Source organism: Pseudomonas sp. NFACC04-2, from assembly GCF_900119265.1.
GTDB lineage: Bacteria > Pseudomonadota > Gammaproteobacteria > Pseudomonadales > Pseudomonadaceae > Aquipseudomonas > Aquipseudomonas fluorescens_AA.
In genome coordinates this window covers 103,324-121,981 of the sequence record NZ_FPJC01000014.1, presented here as the reverse complement: position 1 = coordinate 121,981, position 18,658 = coordinate 103,324, and the positions used below count along the sequence as shown (strand labels likewise).

The window sequence follows — 18,658 nt, the reverse complement described above, 5'->3', positions numbered from 1 at the left end:
ACTGGTACGTCCGTACAACGCAAAGGAGTCTGCATGACTGGTCCCGGAATCAAATGGGTTATTGGTTTGGGCGTGTGTGCATTGTTGACGGGGTGCGGTGATAAGAAGCCCGAAGAAAAAGCCCTGCCGCGGGTTTTCGTGCAGCAAGCCGTGCCCAGTGAATACGCAGCCTCGGTGACCCTGACCGGCGACGTCCAGGCGCGGGTGCAGGCCGATCTGTCGTTTCGTGTGGGCGGCAAGATCATCGAGCGCAAGGCCGATGTCGGTGACCGGGTCTCGGCCCGGCAAGTGCTGGCTCGGCTCGATCCCCGGGATCTGCAGACCAACGTCGACTCCGCCGAGGCGCAGGTGGCCGCCGAGCAGGCGCGGGTCAAGCAGAGTGCGGCGGCGTTTGTACGCCAGCAGAAACTCCTGCCCAAGGGCTACACCAGCCAGAGCGAATACGACGCGGCCCAGGCTCAACTGCGCAGCAGCCAGAGTGCGCTGACCGCTGCCCAAGCCCAGTTGGCCAACGCCCGTGAGCAACTGAGCTACACCGCGCTGATTGCCGAGGCCCCGGGCATCATCACCGCGCGCCAGGCGGAAGTCGGCCAGGTGGTGCAGGCCACGGAGCCGATCTTCAGCCTGGCCCGGGACGGCGAACGCGACGCGGTGTTCAACATCTACGAATCGCTGTTGAGCGAACCACCGTCGGACCCTGCAATCACCATCAGTCTGCTGGATGACCCTGCCATCAAGACCACCGGCACGGTGCGCGAAATCACCCCGGCGGTGTCCGCCCAGACCGGCACCGTGCAGGTCAAGGTCACCCTCAATGATTTGCCCGAAGGCATGCGCCTTGGGTCGGTGGTCAGCGCCACGGCCAAGTCCGCCGGCAAGACCGCCTTCGAGCTGCCTTGGTCGGCCCTGACCAAGAACCTCAGTGAGCCGGCCGTGTGGCTGGTGGATAGTGAGGGCAAGGCGCAGTTGCAAACGGTGACGGTCGGCCGCTATCTGACCGGCAAGGTCATCATCAGCGACGGCCTCAAGGGCGGTGAGAAAGTCGTCACCGCAGGCGGGCAGTTGCTGCACCCCGGTGTACGCGTCGAGATCGCTGAAAACACCTATGGAAAATCCACGCCGGGAGCCCAGCCATGAAGCGTTTATGGATGGTTTTGGCCGGCCTGTTGCTGGCCGCCTGCTCCAAGGAAGAAGCACCGCCCGAACCGGTGCGCCCGGTGTTGTCCGTTGAGGTCCAGGCCCTTGACCAGCAGGCACTCGGGCGATTCGCCGGGAATATCCAGGCGCGATACGAGAGCAACGTGGGTTTCCGCGTGCCAGGCCGCATCGCCAGCCGCAATGTCGATGTCGGTGCTGAAGTGAAGAAGGGCGACTTGCTCGCCACGCTCGACCCCACCGACCAGCAGAACCAGTTGCGCGCCGCCCAGGGCGACCTGGCGCGGATCGAGGCGCAGTACATCAATGCCCAGGCCAATGCCCGTCGCCAGCAGCAATTGTTCGACCGTGGCGTTGGGGCCCAGGCGCAACTGGACATCGCCCAGACCGATCTGAAAACCACCGGCGCCTCTCTCGAGCAGGCCCGAGCCTCGGTGGAGCAGGCCCGCGACCAGCTCAACTACAGCGAACTGCGTACCGACCACGACGCCATCGTCACTGCCTGGAATGCCGAAGCCGGGCAGGTGGTCACCGCCGGCCAACAAGTGGTGACCCTGGCCCGCCCGGACGTCAAGGAAGCGGTGATCGACCTGCCGGCCGGGCTGGTCGAACGCCTGCCCACGGACGTGGTGTTCGAGGTTGCGGCGCAAATGGACCCCACTATCCACACCAGCGCCATCGTGCGCGAGATCGAACCCCAGGCCCAGAGCGCTACTCGTACCCGCCGCGCGCGCCTGACGCTGACCGACACACCGCCAGGTTTTCGCCTGGGCACGGCCATCAGTGTGACCCTGAGCTCGACCATCGAACCGCGCATCGAGCTGCCGCTCAGCGCAGTGCAAGAGATCGACGGCAAGGCGCGCATCTGGCTCATCGACCCGCAGAGCCAGACCGTCTCCCCCCGCGAAGTACGGATTCTCGAACGCTCCAACGATTCGGTGCTGGTGGCCAACGGCATCAAGGTCGGCGACCGCGTGGTCAGCGCCGGCGTGAACAGCCTCAAGCCGGGGCAGAAAGTGAAACTCGACGAGGACGCACGATGAAAGGGCCTTTCAACTTATCCGAATGGGCCCTGCGGCATCAGTCGTTCGTCTGGTACCTGATGTTCGTGGCGCTGTTGATGGGCGTGTTCTCGTACATGAACCTGGGGCGGGAGGAAGACCCCTCGTTCACCATCAAGACCATGATTATCCAGACCCGCTGGCCGGGCGCGACCCAGGAAGAAACCCTCAAGCAGGTCACTGACCGCATCGAGAAGAAACTCGAAGAGCTCGATTCCCTCGACTACGTCAAAAGCTACACCCGTCCGGGCGAATCCACGGTGTTCGTGTACCTGCTCGACACCACCGGGGCCAAGGACATCCCCGAGATCTGGTACCAGGTGCGCAAGAAGATCGACGACATTCGTGGCGACTTCCCCCAAGGGCTGCAAGGCCCGGGTTTCAACGACGAGTTCGGTGACGTGTACGGTTCGGTGTACGCCTTCACCGGTGACGGTCTGTCGATGCGTCAGTTGCGCGACTACGTGGAGCAGGTGCGTGCCGAGATTCGCGACGTGCCCGGGCTGGGCAAGGTGGAAATGCTCGGCGAGCAGGATGAAGTGCTGTACCTGAACTTCTCCACGCGCAAACTCGCTGCGCTGGGCATCGATCAGCGCCAGGTGGTGCAGAGTCTGCAATCGCAGAATGCCGTGACGCCGGCCGGGGTGATCGACGCGGGGCCGGAGCGGATTTCCGTGCGTACGTCCGGGCAGTTCCAGTCGGAAAAAGACCTGGCCAATGTCAACCTGCGGCTCAATGACCGGTTCTATCGACTGGCCGACATCGCTGATATCAGCCGGGGTTATGTCGACCCCGCCACACCGATGTTCCGCTTCAACGGCACGCCGGCCATTGGCCTGGCCATCGCGATGAAGAAGGGTGGCAACATCCAGGATTTCGGCAAGGCGCTGCATGCGCGCATGAACGAACTGACCGCCGACCTGCCGGTGGGCGTTGGCGTGCACACCGTTTCAGACCAGGCCGAGGTGGTGGAAGAGGCCGTCGGCGGCTTTACCAGCGCCTTGTTCGAGGCGGTGATCATTGTACTGGTCGTCAGCTTCATCAGCCTTGGCGTACGGGCCGGGCTGGTGGTGGCCTGTTCGATTCCACTGGTGCTGGCGATGGTCTTCCTGTTCATGGAATACAGCGGTATCACCATGCAGCGGATTTCCCTTGGCGCGTTGATCATCGCCCTCGGACTGCTGGTGGACGACGCGATGATCACCGTGGAGATGATGGTCACGCGCCTGGAAAAAGGTGACAGCAAGGAACAGGCCGCGACCTTTGCCTATACCTCGACGGCGTTCCCGATGCTTACCGGGACCCTGGTGACCGTCGCCGGTTTCGTGCCCATCGGCCTGAATGCCAGCTCTGCCGGTGAGTACACCTTTACCCTGTTCGCGGTGATCGCGGTAGCGATGCTGGTGTCGTGGATCGTCGCGGTGCTGTTTGCCCCGGTGATCGGCGTGCATATTCTCAGCACCAACGTCAAACCCCACAGCGCCGAGCCGGGGCGGATCGGCCGAGCCTTCAACGGCGGTCTGCTGTGGGCGATGCGCAATCGCTGGTGGGCCATCGGCATCACGATATTGCTGTTTGTGCTGGCGGTGTTTTGCATGCGCTTCGTGCAGAACCAGTTTTTTCCATCGTCGGACCGACCGGAAATTCTGGTGGACCTCAACCTGCCGCAAAACGCCTCGATGGACGAGACCCGCAAAGCCGTCGACCGCCTGGAAGCGACCCTCAAGGGTGACCCGGACATCGCGCGGTGGAGCACCTACATCGGCGAAGGCGCGATTCGCTTCTACCTGCCGCTGGACCAGCAATTGCAGAACCCCTACTACGCGCAGCTGGTGATCGTCAGCAAGGGCCTGGAGTCGCGCAACGCCCTGACCGAGCGCCTGCAAAAGCGTCTGCGCGAGGATTTCGTCGGCATTGGCAGTTACGTGCAGGCCCTGGAAATGGGCCCGCCGGTGGGCCGGCCGATCCAGTACCGGGTCAGTGGCAAGGACGTAGACCAGGTGCGCAAGCACGCCATCGAGCTGGCCACCGAGCTGGACAAGAACTCGCACATCGGCGAAATCATTTACGACTGGAACGAGCCGGGCAAGGTCCTGCGCATTGATATCGCCCAGGACAAGGCGCGGCAATTGGGCTTGTCTTCCGATGATGTGGCCAGGCTGATGAACAGCATCGTCAGCGGCTCGCCAGTGACCCAGGTCAACGACGATATTTACCTGATCGACGTGGTCGGTCGCGCAGAGGATGCCGAGCGCGGTTCGCCGGAAACCCTGCAGAACTTGCAAATCGTCACGCCGAGCGGCACCTCGATTCCGCTGCTGGCGTTCGCCACGGTGCGTTATGAACTGGAACAGCCGCTGGTATGGCGTCGCGACCGCAAGCCGACCATCACCATCAAGGCCGCAGTGCGCGACGAGATCCAGCCCACCGACCTGGTCAAGCAATTGCAACCGGACATCGACAAGTTCGCCGCCGGCCTGCCGGTGGGTTACAAGGTCGCCACGGGCGGTACGGTGGAAGAAAGCAGCAAGGCCCAAGGGCCGATCGCCAGTGTCGTGCCGCTGATGCTGTTTCTGATGGCGACCTTCCTGATGATCCAGTTGCACAGCGTGCAGAAACTGTTCCTGGTGGCGAGCGTCGCGCCCCTGGGGTTGATCGGCGTGGTGCTGGCGCTGGTGCCGACGGGCACGCCCATGGGCTTCGTGGCGATCCTCGGGATCCTCGCCTTGATCGGCATCATCATCCGTAACTCGGTGATCCTGGTGACCCAGATCGACGAATACGAACGTGACGGCTACGAGCCCTGGGACGCGGTGGTGGAGGCCACCGAACATCGGCGCCGGCCGATCCTGCTCACGGCCGCCGCGGCGAGCCTGGGGATGATCCCGATTGCCCGGGAAGTGTTCTGGGGGCCGATGGCCTACGCGATGATCGGCGGGATCATCATCGCCACGCTGCTGACACTGCTGTTCCTGCCGGCGCTGTATGTAGCCTGGTACAAGATCCGCGAGCCCAAGCGCGATTGATCGTCATTGCAACGAGAACTGCCATGCACTGCTTCTGTGGCGAGGGAGCTTGCTCCCGCTGGGCTGCTGCGCAGCCCTATCGCGAGCTTGCTCGCGATGAGGCCAGCCCGGTCACCCTGGCCTTTTACTTGCGCAACAACCGCAACCCATTGAACACCACCAACAAACTCACCCCCATGTCGGCGAACACCGCCATCCACATGGTGGCAAGTCCGGCGAAGGTGACCCCAAGGAAAATCGCCTTGATCACCAATGCCAGGGCAATGTTCTGCTTGAGGATGCTGGACGTCTGCCGCGACAGGCGAATGAACGCCGGAATCTTGCGCAGATCATCGTCCATCAGCGCGACGTCGGCGGTCTCGATGGCGGTGTCGGTGCCAGCCGCCGCCATGGCGAAACCGATTTCCGAACGGGCCAGAGCCGGGGCGTCGTTGATGCCGTCGCCGACCATGCCGACGCGGTGACCCTGGGCATACAGCGCTTCAATGGCTTGCAGCTTGTCTTCCGGCAACAAGTCCCCCCGCGCCTGATCCATGCCCACCTGCGCGGCAATCGCTTCGGCGGTGTGGGCGTTGTCGCCGGTGAGCATCAGGGTCTTGATGCCAAGGTCGTGCAATTGCCGGATGGCTTCGCGGCTGGAGTCCTTTACGGTGTCCGCCACGGCAAACAGCGCCAATGGGCCTGTAACGTCGAGCAGCAGCACCACCGACTTGCCTTGTTTTTCCAGGGCGAAGAGTTTTTCTTCCAGTTCGGGAGAGCACAGGCCGAGGTCTTCCACCAGGCGGTGATTGCCCAAGTGATAGGTCTGGCCGCCGATGTCGCCGCGCACGCCGCGCCCGGCAAGCGCCTCAAAGTTATCCACAACCTGCGGGGCCAGTTGCTTTTCCACCGCCGCATTGGCAATCGCCCGGGACACCGGGTGGTCGGAGCGGGCGGCGAGGCTGGCGGCCAGGGTCGGGGCGGTGCTTTCCACCGTCGGGTCCAGGGCCACGTAGTCGGTTTGCACCGGTTTGCCGTGGGTGATCGTACCGGTCTTGTCCAAGGCCAGGTAGTCGAGCTTGTAGCCGCCCTCCAGGTACACGCCGCCCTTGACCAGGATGCCTTTGCGCGCCGCGGCGGCGAGGCCGCTGACGATGGTCACGGGCGTGGAAATCACCAGTGCGCAGGGGCAGGCGACCACCAGCAGCACCAGCGCCCGGTAGATCCAGTCGAACCACGCCGCGCCCATGAACAGCGGCGGGATGACGGCCACGGCCAAAGCCAGGGCGAACACCGCCGGGGTGTAGATTTTCGAGAACTGATCGACGAAACGCTGGGTCGGTGCGCGGGAGCCCTGGGCTTGCTCCACGGCGTGGATGATCCGCGCCAGGGTGGATTGGTCGGCCGCCGCGGTCACACTGTATTCCAGTTCGCCGGCCTGGTTGATGGTGCCGGCGAACACTTTGTCGCCGACGGTTTTTTCCACCGGCAGGCTTTCGCCGGTGATCGGTGCCTGGTCGATGGTGGAGCGGCCGGCGACCACGTCACCGTCCAGGCCCACGCGTTCGCCGGGGCGCACCCGCACCCGCGCGCCGAGGGCTATGGCCTTGACCTCCTGTACCTGCCAGCTGCCATCGGCCTGTTGCACGGTGGCCTGTTCCGGGGCCATCTGCATCAGACCACTGATGGCGTTACGCGCCCGGTCCAGGGATTTGGCTTCGATCAGCTCGGCCACGGTGAACAGGAACATCACCATCGCCGCTTCGGGCCATTGGCCGATCAGCACGGCACCGGTCACGGCGATGCTCATCAGCGCATTGATGTTCAGGTTGCGGTTCTTCAGGGCGATCCAGCCCTTCTTGTACGTGCCCAGGCCCCCGCTGAGGATCGACACCAACGCCACCAGCGCGACCACCCAGTTTGGCGCGGCATTGGTGAAATGGATCACCTCGGCGCCCACGGCCGTCACGCCGGACAGCGCCAACGGCCACCAGGGTTTGGCCGGGGCGGGCAGGTCGTTGGTTTGCGGTTTCTGGCCCGGGGTCAGCGGGTCGGCCTGCATCCCTAAGGACTCGATGGCCTGGATGATCGGCGCGTCGCTGGGCAAATTGTGAGTCACGCCCAGCACACGGTTGATCAGGTTGAATTCCAGTCGCTGCACACCCTCGAGCTTGCCGAGCTTGTTCTGGATCAGTGTCTGTTCGGTGGGGCAGTCCATGGCTTCGATGCGGAAACTGCTCAGCCGTGCACCGTCCGTCGGTGTTTTGCCGAGGTTGACCACCGCTGGCGCCGCTTTCGAGGCGCAGCAGGAATGCCCATGGTCATGGCCGTGGTCGGATTTGTGAGTGTGAAGGGAATCGCTCATCGGGTGACGTCCGTGAAAAGTGCCTGTTGCGCAGTAAAGACCCTGTAGCCACTATAGGGTCAAGCACCTATTTCGGAGGCCGCCTCATGAAGATCGGAGAACTGGCGAAAATCACCGACTGCCAGGTCGAAACCATCCGCTATTACGAGCGCGAAGGCCTGCTGCCGGAACCGGCCCGCAGCGACGGCAATTACCGCGTCTACACCCAGGCCCATGCCGAGCGGCTGACGTTCATCCGCAACTGCCGCACCCTGGACATGACCCTGGAAGAAATCCGCAGCCTCCTGGCCCTGCGCGACAGCCCCCAGGACCAATGCGAAAGCGTCAATGCGCTGATCGACGAACACATCCAGCACGTCAAGGCCCGTATCGATGGCCTACTGGCCCTGCAGACACAACTGATCGACTTGCGCCATCGCTGTGGCGAAGGGCCGGACCCGGATCAATGCGGGATCTTGCAGCGGTTGGAGGTGAGCGGGGCGGTGGCGCCGGAGGTGGAGCATTCGCATGTGGGGCGCAGTCATGGGCATTGAGTGCCTTGAACCCTCAGGAAACCCAATGTGTGAGCGGGCTTGCTCGCGAATGCGGTGTGTCAGGTTGTACATTCGCTAGTTGACACACCGCTTTCGCGAGCAAGCCCGCTCCCACTGGGGAGGGGGGTGTGGCTTAGACGGCCATTGGCGCGGTCATCGGCGCGTGGTGCTGGTAGCCTTCAAGGGAGAAGTCGCCCGGCTCCACCAACTCCAGCCATTCCGGCTGGTACACACCGGTCTTGGCAAACTCTGGCACGCGCTCGGAAATCACCAGTTTCGGCATCGGGAACGGCTCGCGCTTGAGCTGTTCGTTGAGCATGTCCAAGTGGTTTTCGTAGACGTGGGCGTCACCGATGAAATAGGTGAACCAGCGCGGCGTGTAGCCGGTCAGGCGACCGATCAGGCTCAGCAGCGCGGCGCCTTCGGTGAGGTTGAACGGCGTGCCCAGGCCCAGGTCGTTGGAACGGATGTAGAGGGTCAGGGAAATTTCCCGGGTCTCGACATTCGGGTGGAACTGGTACAGCAGATGGCACGGCGGCAGGGCCATCTCATCGAGCTGGGCGCAGTTCCAGCCGTGGAACAGGATACGCCGGCTGCCCGGGTCCTTGATGATGGTGTCGACGCACTGGCGAACCTGGTCGATGGCCTTGTACAGCACCACGTAGGCCTGGTCGTTTTCTTCGCCTTCGGCGATCTGCCGGTAACCCTGGGCCAGCGTCTGCTCGATGGCCGCCGGGTTGCTCAGGGGGATCTGTTTGTAGGCCGGCCATTTGCGCCATTGCACGCCGTAGATCTCGCCCAGGTCGTCGTCGCCCTGGCGGAACGGGTTGGCCAGCCATTGGGCGTTTTCGTTGGCGTTCTGGTCCCAGACCTTGCAGCCCAGGGCGCGGAACTCGGCGGCATTGTTCACGCCACGGAGAAAACCGCACATTTCGCCGATGGCCGACTTGAAGGCCATCTTGCGGGTGGTGATGGCCGGGAAGCCGTCCTGCAAGTCATAGCGCAGCATGGCGCCGGGGAAGCTGATGGTGTTCACACCAGTGCGGTTGGCTTGCTTGGTGCCGTTCTTGATGACGTGGGCCACCAGATCGAGATATTGCTTCATGGGTTACCTGTGTCCTTGAACCCGGGGCCAGCGCCCCGGGGTTCGAATTTTAAACCTTGGCCGCCGCAGCCGGCGCTCGATGATAAGCCAGCCAGATCAGCGCCAGGCCACCGATGATCATCGGCAGGCACAGCACCTGGCCCATGGTCAGCCAGTTCCAGGCCAGGTAGCCGAGCTGGGCATCCGGTACACGGACGAATTCAACGATGAAGCGGAAGATCCCGTAGAACAGCGCGAACATGCCCGACACCGCCATGGTCGGCCGTGGCTTGCGCGAGAACAGCCAGAGGATCAGGAACAACGCCACGCCTTCGAGGGCGAACTGGTACAGCTGCGACGGGTGGCGCGGCAGCTGCGCCGGGTCGCTGAACGGCGGGAAGATCATCGCCCACGGCACGTCGGTCGGCTTGCCCCACAATTCGGCATTGATGAAGTTGCCGATGCGCCCGGCGCCCAGGCCGATCGGCACCATCGGTGCGACGAAGTCCATCAGCTCGAAAAACGACTTGTTGTTGCGCTTGCCGAACCACAACGCCGCCAGCATCACGCCGATGAACCCGCCGTGGAACGACATGCCGCCCTTCCAGACTTCGAAGATCAGCGTCGGGTTGGCCAGGTATGCGCTCAGGTCGTAGAACAGCACGTAGCCCAGGCGTCCGCCGACGATCACGCCCATGGACAACCAGAACACCAGGTCGGAGAGCTTTTCCTTGTTCCAGGTCGGGTCGAAGCGGTTGAGCCGGCGCGACGCCAGCAGCCAGGCGCCGCCGATGCCGATCAGGTACATCAGGCCGTACCAGTGGATTTTCAGCGGGCCGATGGCCAAGGCTACCGGATCGATCTGCGGGTAAGGCAGCATTGATATTCCTCGTAAACGTCAAAAATGCCCGGGCGACGCTGCCACCTCGGGATTAAGCCAGGATTGCGTCAGAACAGAAAACTCAAGCCCACGCAGAATAGCAAGGCGGCGAACAGCCGCTTGAGCAAGCGCGGAGACAGGCGATGGGCCAGCCGCGCGCCGAAACGGGCGAAGACCATGCTGGTCAAGGCGATGCCCAGAAGCGCCGGCAAATACACAAAACCGAGACTATGGGCCGGCAGCAGCGGATCGTGCCAGCCCAGAATCATGAAACTTAACGCACTGACCACGGCGATGGGCAGTCCGCAGGCCGATGACGTCGCGACCGCTTGCTGCATCGGCACGCTGCGCCAGGTCAGGAACGGCACGGTCAGCGAACCGCCGCCGATGCCGAAAATCGCCGAGGCCCAGCCGATCACGCTGCCGGCCACGGTCAGCCCGGCCTTGCCCGGTACGGTGCGGCTGGCCTTGGGCTTGACATCCAGGGCCAGTTGCACGGCAACGATCAGGGCGAACACGCCGATGATCTTCTGCAGGTGCGGGCCGGAAATCGCTTCGGCGGTGATCGCGCCGAAACCGGCGCCGATCAGGATCCCGACGGTCATCCAGGCGAAGATCGGCCAGCGCACCGCGCCCTTGCGCTGATGCTCGCGCACGGCGTTGACCGAGGTGAAGATGATCGATGCCAGGGACGTGCCGACGGCCAGGTGCGTCAACACCTGCGGATCGAAACCCTGCAGGGTGAAACTGAACACCAGCACCGGGACGATGATGATCCCGCCCCCCACGCCGAACAGCCCGGCCAGCACGCCCGCGCAGGCGCCAAGCAGCAGATAGAGCACAAATTCCACCAGACGCTCCCCGCCCATCCCCGAAATAAGAGCGGCATGGTAACGGATCCAGGGCTCCAGGCTCCACTGAAGGCGATGGATGTGCGGGCGATGGATGGGTAGAGTGATCTATAGCTGACTCGCAGCGGAACCTCTGTGGCGGGGGGATTTATCCCCGTTGGGCTGCGAAGCAGCCCTGAAAACCCGGCATCTCGGTGCGTCAGGTTGGTTGAGTTAGCCGTTCTGGGGCTGCTTCGCAGCCCAGCGGGGATAAATCCCCTCGCCACAAAAGCGGAGTGTTCGGTTCATTTTTTAACAGGACGACCTGATGTGCCTGATCGTATTGGCTTGGCGACCCGGCCACGCCCAACCGCTGATCGTGGCGGCCAACCGCGACGAATTCTACGCCCGGCCGACCTTGCCCCTGGCCCAATGGCCTGACGCGCCCCATGTCCATGCCGGGCGCGATCTCGAAGCCGGTGGCACCTGGCTCGGCATTGGTGCCGAAGGTCGTTTTGCCGCCCTGACTAACATCCGCGACCCGGGCCAATTGCCGGCCTTCAAGTCGCGCGGTGAGCTGGTAGCGCGGTTCCTGACCGGGAAGCTGTCGATTGCCGATTACCTCGGCGAAATCGTGCCCCGCGCCAACGAGTATGGTGGTTTCAACCTGCTGCTTGGCGATGGCAACGAGCTGTGGCACTACAACGCCCGCGATACCCAGCCCCAGCGGCTGGCCGAGGGCGTCTATGGTTTGTCGAACGCTGGGCTGAACACGCCATGGCCCAAATTGCTCAAGGCTCGGGCGGCCCTGGGCGAGGTACTGGACGATCCGCAGCCCCAGGCCTTGTTGGCGCTGCTGAACGACCCACAACCCGCGCCGGTGGCGGAACTGCCAGACACGGGCGTGGGCCTGGCGACCGAGATGCTGCTATCGAGTGTGTTCATTGCCAGCCCGGCCTACGGGACGCGGGCGAGTACGGCGCTGATTGTCCATGCCGATGGGACACGGCACATGGTCGAGCGCAGTTTCGGGCCCCACGGGGGGCATTTGGGGGAGGTGGAGCTGCGAGTTTGAGGGATTAGCGAGGACCTGTGGCGAGGGAGCTTGCTCCCGCTCGGCTGCGAAGCAGTCGCAAACCTGCTGACGCAATTCTATGCAAGATTGCAATCAGGAGTGCTTCGCACTCCAGCGGGAGCAAGCTCCCTCGCCACAAATGCTCGTTGGACGGCCTAGAGCGTCTTGTTCGAAGCCGGATTGATCATCCGCGCCAACCCAAGGTTCTTCAGCGCCAGTTGCAGGGAGCTGTGGATCACTTGCGGGTTGTCGATGGTCATCACTTCCGCCAGCAATTCCTGGGCCTTGCTGAGGTTGATCTGGCGCAGCATCCACTTCACTTTCGGCAGGTTGGTGGCGTTCATCGACAGGCTGTCGAACCCCATTGCCATCAGCAGCACCGCGGCCGCCGGGTCGCCGGCCATCTCGCCGCAGATGCTCACCGGCTTGCCTTCGGCATGGGCGTCACGTACCACGTTCTGCAGGGCTTGCAGCACCGCCGGGTGCAGGTAGTCATACAGGTCGGCGACCCGTGGGTTGTTGCGGTCCACGGCCAGCAGGTACTGGGTCAGGTCGTTGGAACCTACCGAGAGGAAGTCCACCTGCCGTGCCAGTTCCTTGGTCTGGTACACCGCGGCCGGGATCTCGATCATCACCCCCACCGGTGGCATCGGCACGTCGGTGCCTTCGTCGCGCACTTCGCCCCAGGCCCGGTGGATCAGGTGCAGGGCTTCTTCCAGTTCATGGGTGCCGGAGATCATCGGCAACAGGATGCGCAGGTTGTTCAGGCCCTCGCTGGCCTTGAGCATGGCGCGGGCCTGGACCAGGAAGATTTCCGGGTGGTCGAGCGTCACGCGGATGCCGCGCCAGCCGAGGAACGGGTTGTCTTCCTTGATCGGGAAGTAGGACAGGGACTTGTCGCCGCCGATGTCCAGGCTGCGCATGGTCACCGGTTGCGGGTGGAACGCGGCCAGTTGCTCACGGTAGATCGCCAGCTGTTCCTTTTCGCTGGGGAAGCGCTGGTTGATCATGAACGGCACTTCGGTGCGGTACAGGCCCACACCCTCGGCCCCACGCTTCTGTGCCCGGGCCACGTCGGCCAGCAGGCCGGTGTTGACCCACAGCGGCATGCGGTGGCCGTCGAGGGTCACGCACGGCAGGTCCCGCAGCGCATCCAGTCCCAGGGACAGTTGCTTCTCTTCCTCCACCACATCGGCAAACTGCTTGCGCAGGACGTCGCTGGGGTTGGTGTAGACCTCGCCGTGGTAGCCATCGACGATCATCTGGATGCCGTCGACCTTGGAGTATGGCAGGTCCACCAGGCCCATCACCGTCGGGATACCCATGGCCCGGGCCAGGATCGCCACGTGGGAGTTGCCCGAGCCCAATACCGAGACCAGCCCCGCCAGCTTGCCTTCGGGCACTTCGCCGAGCATGGCCGGGGTCAGCTCTTCGCTGACCAGGATGGTGTTGTCCGGGTAGACCAGGGTCTGCTGGCGCTCCTGCTGCAAGTAGGCCAGCAAGCGGCGGCCAAGGTCCTTGACGTCCGAGGCGCGCTCGCGCAGGTAGGCGTCGTCCATCAGTTCGAAGCGGTTGACGTGATCGGTCACCACCTGGCGCAGCGCGCCCTGGGCCCACTGGCCGGTCTTGATGACGGTGGTCACTTCGCTGCCCAGGGAGGCATCGTCGAGCATCATCAGGTAAACGTCGAACAACGCGCGCTCTTCAGGGCGCAGCTGCGTCGCCAGCTTGGCCGACAGGGCCCGCATGTCGGCCCGCACGCCTTCGATGGCGGTCTTGAACAGGCCCAGCTCGGCGTTGATGTCGGTGATGGTCTTGTCCGGCACCACGTCGAGGTCGGCGGGCGGCAACATGACCACGGCCGTGCCCACCGCCGCGCCCGGCGAACCCGGCACGCCGACGAACTTGGCCTCCTGGATGCCCTTGCCCTGGCGACCCAGGCCGCTGATCGAGCCGGTGGCCTCGGCGTGGGCGATAACGCCGGCCAGTTGCGCGCTCATGGTCACGAGGAAGGCTTCTTCACCTTCGTCGAACTGGCGGCGCTCTTTTTGCTGGATGACCAACACGCCGACGACGCGGCGGTGGTGGATGATCGGTGCGCCGAGGAACGAGGCATAACGCTCTTCGCCCGTTTCGGCAAAGTAGCGGTAGCGCGGGTGATCCGCGGCGTTTTCGAGGTTCAGGGGTTCTTCGCGCGTGCCGACCAGGCCGACCAGGCCTTCATTGGGGGCCATGCTGACCTTGCCAATGGAGCGCTTGTTCAAGCCCTCGGTGGCCATCAGCACGAAACGGTTGGTCTCGGGGTCCAGCAGGTAGACCGAGCAGACCTGGCTGCCCATGGCCTCTTTGACGCGCAATACAATAATCCCCAACGCCGCCTTGAGATCCTTGGCGGAGTTAACTTCCTGGACGATCTTGCGCAGCGTATTGAGCATGGCTCGGGGTCGAACTCCGTCGTCAGTCGCGCGTCAGCAGGCGCGGGGCAAGCTCTTTGAGAGCGCGTCGATACACTTCGCGCTTGAATGTCACCACCTGGCCCAACGGATACCAATAGCTGACCCAGCGCCAGCCATCGAACTCCGGTTTACCGGTCAAATCCATCCGCACCCGCTGCTCGTTGGAGATCAGGCGCAGGAGAAACCATTTCTGCTTCTGGCCGATGCACAGCGGTTGGCTGTGCGTGCGGACCAGGCGTTGCGGCAAACGATAGCGCAACCAGCCTCGGGTGCAGGCGAGTATTTCGACATCTTCTCGCTCAAGCCCCACTTCTTCGTTCAACTCGCGGTACAAGGCCTCTTCCGGCGTCTCCTGGGGGTTGATCCCACCCTGGGGAAACTGCCAGGCGTCTTGATTGATACGGCGAGCCCATAGCACCTGCCCAGCATCATTCGTAAGAATGATCCCCACATTGGGGCGGAAACCATCGGGATCGATCACGGCAACAACCTCGCAAACGCATGTCGCCGCATTGTTCCACAAAGGTTGTGAAAGCAGCAACGAGCGCCCCTAGCTTATGTGCACTCTTGTGAAAAGTCCGTATTCTGGACGCCTTTCTTCAGATTTTTCAGCGAGTAACTGCAATGCGGCTGGCTTTATTCGACTTGGATAACACATTGCTGGGCGGCGACAGCGACCATGCGTGGGGCGATTACCTGTGTGAGCGCGGTTTTCTGGATGCTGTCACGTACAAGGCACGCAACGACGCGTTCTACCAGGATTACCTGGCCGGCAAGCTCGACAACGCCGAGTACCTGAATTTTTGCCTGGAAATCCTCGGCCGTACCGAAATGCACGTGCTGGCCCAGTGGCACCTGGACTACATGCGCGACTGCATCGAGCCGATCGTATTGCCCCAGGCCATCGAACTGCTGAAAAAGCACCGTGACGCTGGCGACAAGCTGGTGATCATTACCGCCACCAATCGCTTCGTCACTGCGCCGATTGCCGAGCGCCTGGGCGTCGAAACCCTGATCGCCACCGAGTGCGAGATGATCGACGGGCGCTACAGCGGCCGCAGCACCGACATACCCTGCTTTCGCGAAGGCAAGGTGACGCGCCTCAACCGTTGGCTGGAAGAAACCGGGCATTCGTTGGAGGGCAGCTATTTCTATAGCGATTCGATGAACGACTTGCCGTTGCTGGAGGTGGTGACGCACCCGGTGGCGGTGGATCCAGATCCGAATCTTCGGGCCGAGGCCGAGAAGCGGGGTTGGCCGGTGATTTCGTTGCGCGGCTGAAACAGGCTATCGCGAGCAAGCTCGCTCCCACAGAGGTTGCATGATCGACGCAAATCCCCTGTGGCTTGCTCGCGATGAAAGCGACCCGGTCCAAAACCTTAAACCGGCTTGGCCCCCATCAACCCCGCAATGGCGATCAAGCAGACAACACTGAACAGTGCCAGGGCAAAGGTGAACTTCCCGCTGCCTCCCGGCGCCTTGCGCAATGTGTTCAGCCGCACCACCAGCCAGAACCCCGCCAGCGCCGCCAAGGTGTAGAGCACGCTGGAAGCCAGCAGCCAGGTCTGACCCAGTGGCCAGCCGACTTGATGAACCATCCACCAGCCGGTGAAGGGCAGGCTCGCCAGTGCCAGGATCATCACCAGCCAGATGAACAGTCGCGGCCGTTGCAGCGTGCGCGCGGCCGCCGTGGTATCGCCGTTGCGTCGCGTGCGCCAGACCCAGACGGCCAGCCCCAGGGCGCCAGCCAACAGCAACACCGTGGCGACGACATGAGCGATTTTTAGCGCGGTTAACGTTTCCATCGTTCGATTTCCTTATGGGCTTGTTCTACAGCTTAGCCTCTGTAGGGTTCACCCCAGGAACAGCTGATACGCCGGGTTGTCACTTTCGTCCCAGTACGGATAGCCGATTTCCTCCAGGGCCGCCGGCACCAGGTGGCGTTCATCGTGAGGCACTTGCAGCCCCGCGACCACGCGGCCGTCCGCCGCGCCATGGTTGCGGTAGTGGAACATCGAGATATTCCAGCGCCCACCCAGCTTGTTGAGAAAGTTGAACAGCGCGCCCGGGCGCTCGGGGAATTCGAAGCGCAGCACCACTTCATCGATGACATGGGCCGCATGCCCGCCGACCATGTGGCGGATGTGCAGCTTGGCCAGCTCATTGTCGGTCAGGTCCAGCACCGGGAAGCCTTGTTCGGTCAGGCTGGCGATCAGCGCGCTGCGCGGGTCGTTTTCCGGGTGGGTCTGCACGCCGACGAAAATGTGCGCTTCACTGCCGGTGTTGTAGCGATAGTTGAATTCGGTGATCTGGCGTTTGCCGACGGCTTCGCAGAACGCCTTGAAGCTGCCCGGCTTCTCGGGGATGGTCACGGCGATGATCGCTTCGCGGCCTTCGCCCAGCTCGGCGCGCTCGGCGACGTGGCGCAAGCGGTCGAAGTTGACGTTGGCGCCGGAGTCGATGGCCACCAGGGTCTGGCCGCTGATGCCGCGCGACTCGACGTATTTCTTGATCCCGGCCACGCCCAGGGCGCCGGCAGGTTCGGTGATCGAGCGGGTATCGTCGTAGATATCCTTGATGGCGGCGCAGATCTCGTCGGTACTGACGGTGATCACTTCGTCCACGTGATGCTTGCAGATATCAAAGGTGTGCTGGCCGATCTGCGCCACGGCGACGCCGTCGGCAAACAGCCCCACGGTCGGCAGCACCACGCGCTCGCCGGCGGCCATGGCCGCTTGCAGGCAATTGGAGTCGTCCGGTTCGACGCCGATGATCTTGATGTCCGGGCGCAGGTATTTCACGTAGGCCGCGATCCCGGCAATCAGCCCGCCCCCGCCCACCGGGACGAAAATCGCATCCAGGCGCCCAGGGTGCTGGCGCAGAATCTCCATCGCCACCGTGCCCTGCCCGGCAATGGTGTGTGGGTCGTCATACGGGTGGATGTAGACGTAGCCCTTTTCGTCCACCAGTTTCAGCGAATAGGCCAGGGCTTCGGGGAACGAATCGCCGTGCAGCACCACTTTGCCGCCACGGGAACGCACGCCTTCGACCTTGATTTCCGGCGTGGTCTTGGGCATCACGATGGTGGCCTTGACCCCCAGCACCTTGGCCGCCAGGGCCAGGCCCTGGGCGTGGTTGCCCGCCGAAGCCGTGACCACGCCGCGGGCGCGTTCTTCGTCGCTGAGCTGGGTCAGCTTGTTGTAGGCCCCGCGAATCTTGAACGAGAACACCGGCTGCAAGTCTTCACGCTTGAGCAAGATGCTGTTGCCCAGCCGCTCGGAGAGCTGGCGAGCGGTCTGCAGCGGGGTTTCTACGGCAACGTCGTAAACGCGCGAGGTGAGGATCTTTTTGACGTACTGTTCAAGCATCGGAAAGCATCACTGAGCGGGTTGGGCAGGGCCAAGGAGTCTAACCCGGCTTTTGGCCGGGCGACCACAGGGATCTGCGTTCAATCAAGCAATGACCGAGGCCCTTGCGGCGCCTATAATGCCGACCTTTCGTTCCCTCTCGGCACCTTCGGAGCCCGCATGACCCAGGATCAACTCAAACAGGCCGTGGCCCAGGCCGCCGTCGACCTCATCCTCCCGAAACTGGATGACAAGAGCGTCGTCGGGGTCGGCACCGGCTCCACGGCCAATTGCTTCATCGATGCGCTGGCGCAACACAAGGGCGCGTTCGACGGCGCGGTCGCCAGCTCCGAAGCGACTGCCGCGCGGCTCAAGGGGCACGGGATCCCGGTCTACGAGCTCAACACCGTCAGCGACCTGGAGTTCTACATCGACGGCGCCGACGAAAGCGACGCGCACCTGAACCTGATCAAGGGCGGCGGCGCGGCCTTGACCCGCGAGAAGATCGTCGCGGCGGTGGCCAAGACCTTCATCTGCATTGCCGATGCCAGCAAACTGGTGCCCGTGCTCGGCGCGTTCCCATTGCCGGTGGAAGTCATTCCCATGGCCCGCAGCCACGTGGCCCGGCAACTGGTGAAGCTGGGCGGCGACCCGGTGTACCGCGAAGGTGTGCTGACCGATAACGGCAATATCATCCTGGACGTTCACAACCTGCAGATCACCAACCCGGTGGAGCTGGAAAGCCAGATCAACGCCATCGTTGGTGTCGTCACCAACGGCCTGTTCGCGGCGCGTCCGGCGGATGTGTTGTTGCTGGGCACCGCTGAAGGGGTGAAGACCCTGCGGGCCGAGTAAGCTGGCGAAATA

Annotated in this window: 15 protein-coding genes; 7 read left to right on the top strand and 8 right to left on the bottom strand. The window is 63.3% G+C overall.

Annotation, left to right across the window (positions count from 1 at the left end):
* Positions 1–33 precede the first annotated feature (33 nt).
* Genes BT125_RS19070 through BT125_RS19060 form a run of 3 tightly spaced genes read left to right on the top strand, consistent with a single transcriptional unit; the run spans position 34 to position 5,242 of the window.
* Positions 34–1,137 (top strand): efflux RND transporter periplasmic adaptor subunit, encoded by a 1,104-nt coding sequence (locus BT125_RS19070; protein WP_072409261.1) that lies wholly within the window; start codon positions 34–36, stop codon positions 1,135–1,137.
* A complete protein-coding gene (locus tag BT125_RS19065) occupies positions 1,134–2,198 on the top strand; it encodes an efflux RND transporter periplasmic adaptor subunit (RefSeq protein WP_072409259.1) in 1,065 nt (354 codons plus the stop codon). The genes BT125_RS19070 and BT125_RS19065 overlap by 4 nt, the downstream gene beginning before the upstream one ends.
* Complete coding sequence (locus BT125_RS19060; protein WP_072409257.1) at positions 2,195–5,242, top strand: efflux RND transporter permease subunit; 3,048 nt, start codon at positions 2,195–2,197, stop codon at positions 5,240–5,242. The genes BT125_RS19065 and BT125_RS19060 overlap by 4 nt, the downstream gene beginning before the upstream one ends.
* A gap of 124 nt (positions 5,243–5,366) precedes the next feature.
* Here the strand turns inward: BT125_RS19060 and BT125_RS19055 are convergent, their stop codons facing one another.
* On the bottom strand, positions 5,367–7,586 hold the full coding sequence (locus tag BT125_RS19055; RefSeq protein ID WP_072409255.1) for a heavy metal translocating P-type ATPase: 2,220 nt from the start codon (positions 7,584–7,586) through the stop codon (positions 5,367–5,369).
* Positions 7,587–7,672: 86 nt separating this feature from the next.
* Between BT125_RS19055 and cadR the strand changes: the two genes are divergently transcribed.
* Complete coding sequence (gene cadR, locus BT125_RS19050) at positions 7,673–8,119, top strand: Cd(II)/Pb(II)-responsive transcriptional regulator (protein ID WP_072409253.1); 447 nt, start codon at positions 7,673–7,675, stop codon at positions 8,117–8,119.
* A 133-nt stretch (positions 8,120–8,252) separates the two neighbouring features.
* Here cadR and BT125_RS19045 read toward each other — a convergent pair whose 3' ends face one another.
* From BT125_RS19045 to BT125_RS19035, 3 genes are all read right to left on the bottom strand, one after another.
* Complete coding sequence (locus BT125_RS19045; RefSeq protein ID WP_072409251.1) at positions 8,253–9,224, bottom strand: thymidylate synthase; 972 nt, start codon at positions 9,222–9,224, stop codon at positions 8,253–8,255.
* A 49-nt stretch (positions 9,225–9,273) separates the two neighbouring features.
* Positions 9,274–10,083, bottom strand: coding sequence for a prolipoprotein diacylglyceryl transferase (gene lgt / locus BT125_RS19040; protein ID WP_039592606.1), 810 nt, complete (start codon positions 10,081–10,083; stop codon positions 9,274–9,276).
* A gap of 68 nt (positions 10,084–10,151) precedes the next feature.
* Positions 10,152–10,934, bottom strand: coding sequence for a sulfite exporter TauE/SafE family protein (locus BT125_RS19035; RefSeq protein WP_072409325.1), 783 nt, complete (start codon positions 10,932–10,934; stop codon positions 10,152–10,154).
* A gap of 307 nt (positions 10,935–11,241) precedes the next feature.
* Here BT125_RS19035 and BT125_RS19030 point away from each other — a divergent pair, with 307 nt between their 5' ends.
* Positions 11,242–11,988 (top strand): NRDE family protein, encoded by a 747-nt coding sequence (locus tag BT125_RS19030; protein WP_072409249.1) that lies wholly within the window; start codon positions 11,242–11,244, stop codon positions 11,986–11,988.
* Between the two features lie 155 nt (positions 11,989–12,143).
* On the opposite strand, the gene ptsP is transcribed toward BT125_RS19030, so the two are convergent.
* Together ptsP and BT125_RS19020 are read right to left on the bottom strand one after the other, a co-directional pair.
* Positions 12,144–14,423: a phosphoenolpyruvate--protein phosphotransferase gene (gene ptsP, locus BT125_RS19025; RefSeq protein ID WP_053180992.1), complete on the bottom strand. Its 2,280-nt coding sequence runs from the start codon at positions 14,421–14,423 to the stop codon at positions 12,144–12,146.
* A gap of 22 nt (positions 14,424–14,445) precedes the next feature.
* Complete coding sequence (locus BT125_RS19020) at positions 14,446–14,925, bottom strand: RNA pyrophosphohydrolase (protein ID WP_003186867.1); 480 nt, start codon at positions 14,923–14,925, stop codon at positions 14,446–14,448.
* Between the two features lie 143 nt (positions 14,926–15,068).
* Here BT125_RS19020 and BT125_RS19015 point away from each other — a divergent pair, with 143 nt between their 5' ends.
* Complete coding sequence (locus BT125_RS19015) at positions 15,069–15,725, top strand: histidinol-phosphatase (protein WP_072409247.1); 657 nt, start codon at positions 15,069–15,071, stop codon at positions 15,723–15,725.
* Positions 15,726–15,823: 98 nt separating this feature from the next.
* Here the strand turns inward: BT125_RS19015 and BT125_RS19010 are convergent, their stop codons facing one another.
* Together BT125_RS19010 and ilvA are read right to left on the bottom strand one after the other, a co-directional pair.
* Positions 15,824–16,249 carry a DUF2269 family protein gene (locus BT125_RS19010; protein WP_072409245.1) on the bottom strand — a complete coding sequence of 142 codons (426 nt, stop codon included), beginning with the start codon at positions 16,247–16,249 and terminating at the stop codon, positions 15,824–15,826.
* Positions 16,250–16,297: 48 nt separating this feature from the next.
* Positions 16,298–17,812, bottom strand: a complete 1,515-nt coding sequence (gene ilvA, locus BT125_RS19005; protein ID WP_072409243.1) for a threonine ammonia-lyase, biosynthetic — start codon at positions 17,810–17,812, stop codon at positions 16,298–16,300.
* A gap of 159 nt (positions 17,813–17,971) precedes the next feature.
* Between ilvA and rpiA the strand changes: the two genes are divergently transcribed.
* Complete coding sequence (gene rpiA, locus BT125_RS19000; RefSeq protein ID WP_060739700.1) at positions 17,972–18,646, top strand: ribose-5-phosphate isomerase RpiA; 675 nt, start codon at positions 17,972–17,974, stop codon at positions 18,644–18,646.
* Positions 18,647–18,658 lie beyond the last annotated feature (12 nt).

Coding starts and splice junctions, on each gene's coding strand:
- rpiA (WP_060739700.1), top strand. CDS start 17,972: ATGACCCAGGATCAACTCAAACAGGCCGTGGCCCAGGCCGCCGTCGAC.
- BT125_RS19015 (WP_072409247.1), top strand. CDS start 15,069: ATGCGGCTGGCTTTATTCGACTTGGATAACACATTGCTGGGCGGCGAC.
- BT125_RS19010 (WP_072409245.1), bottom strand. CDS start 16,249: ATGGAAACGTTAACCGCGCTAAAAATCGCTCATGTCGTCGCCACGGTG.
- BT125_RS19060 (WP_072409257.1), top strand. CDS start 2,195: ATGAAAGGGCCTTTCAACTTATCCGAATGGGCCCTGCGGCATCAGTCG.
- ptsP (WP_053180992.1), bottom strand. CDS start 14,423: ATGCTCAATACGCTGCGCAAGATCGTCCAGGAAGTTAACTCCGCCAAG.
- lgt (WP_039592606.1), bottom strand. CDS start 10,083: ATGCTGCCTTACCCGCAGATCGATCCGGTAGCCTTGGCCATCGGCCCG.
- BT125_RS19030 (WP_072409249.1), top strand. CDS start 11,242: ATGTGCCTGATCGTATTGGCTTGGCGACCCGGCCACGCCCAACCGCTG.
- BT125_RS19045 (WP_072409251.1), bottom strand. CDS start 9,224: ATGAAGCAATATCTCGATCTGGTGGCCCACGTCATCAAGAACGGCACC.
- BT125_RS19055 (WP_072409255.1), bottom strand. CDS start 7,586: ATGAGCGATTCCCTTCACACTCACAAATCCGACCACGGCCATGACCAT.
- BT125_RS19065 (WP_072409259.1), top strand. CDS start 1,134: ATGAAGCGTTTATGGATGGTTTTGGCCGGCCTGTTGCTGGCCGCCTGC.
- BT125_RS19070 (WP_072409261.1), top strand. CDS start 34: ATGACTGGTCCCGGAATCAAATGGGTTATTGGTTTGGGCGTGTGTGCA.
- ilvA (WP_072409243.1), bottom strand. CDS start 17,812: ATGCTTGAACAGTACGTCAAAAAGATCCTCACCTCGCGCGTTTACGAC.
- cadR (WP_072409253.1), top strand. CDS start 7,673: ATGAAGATCGGAGAACTGGCGAAAATCACCGACTGCCAGGTCGAAACC.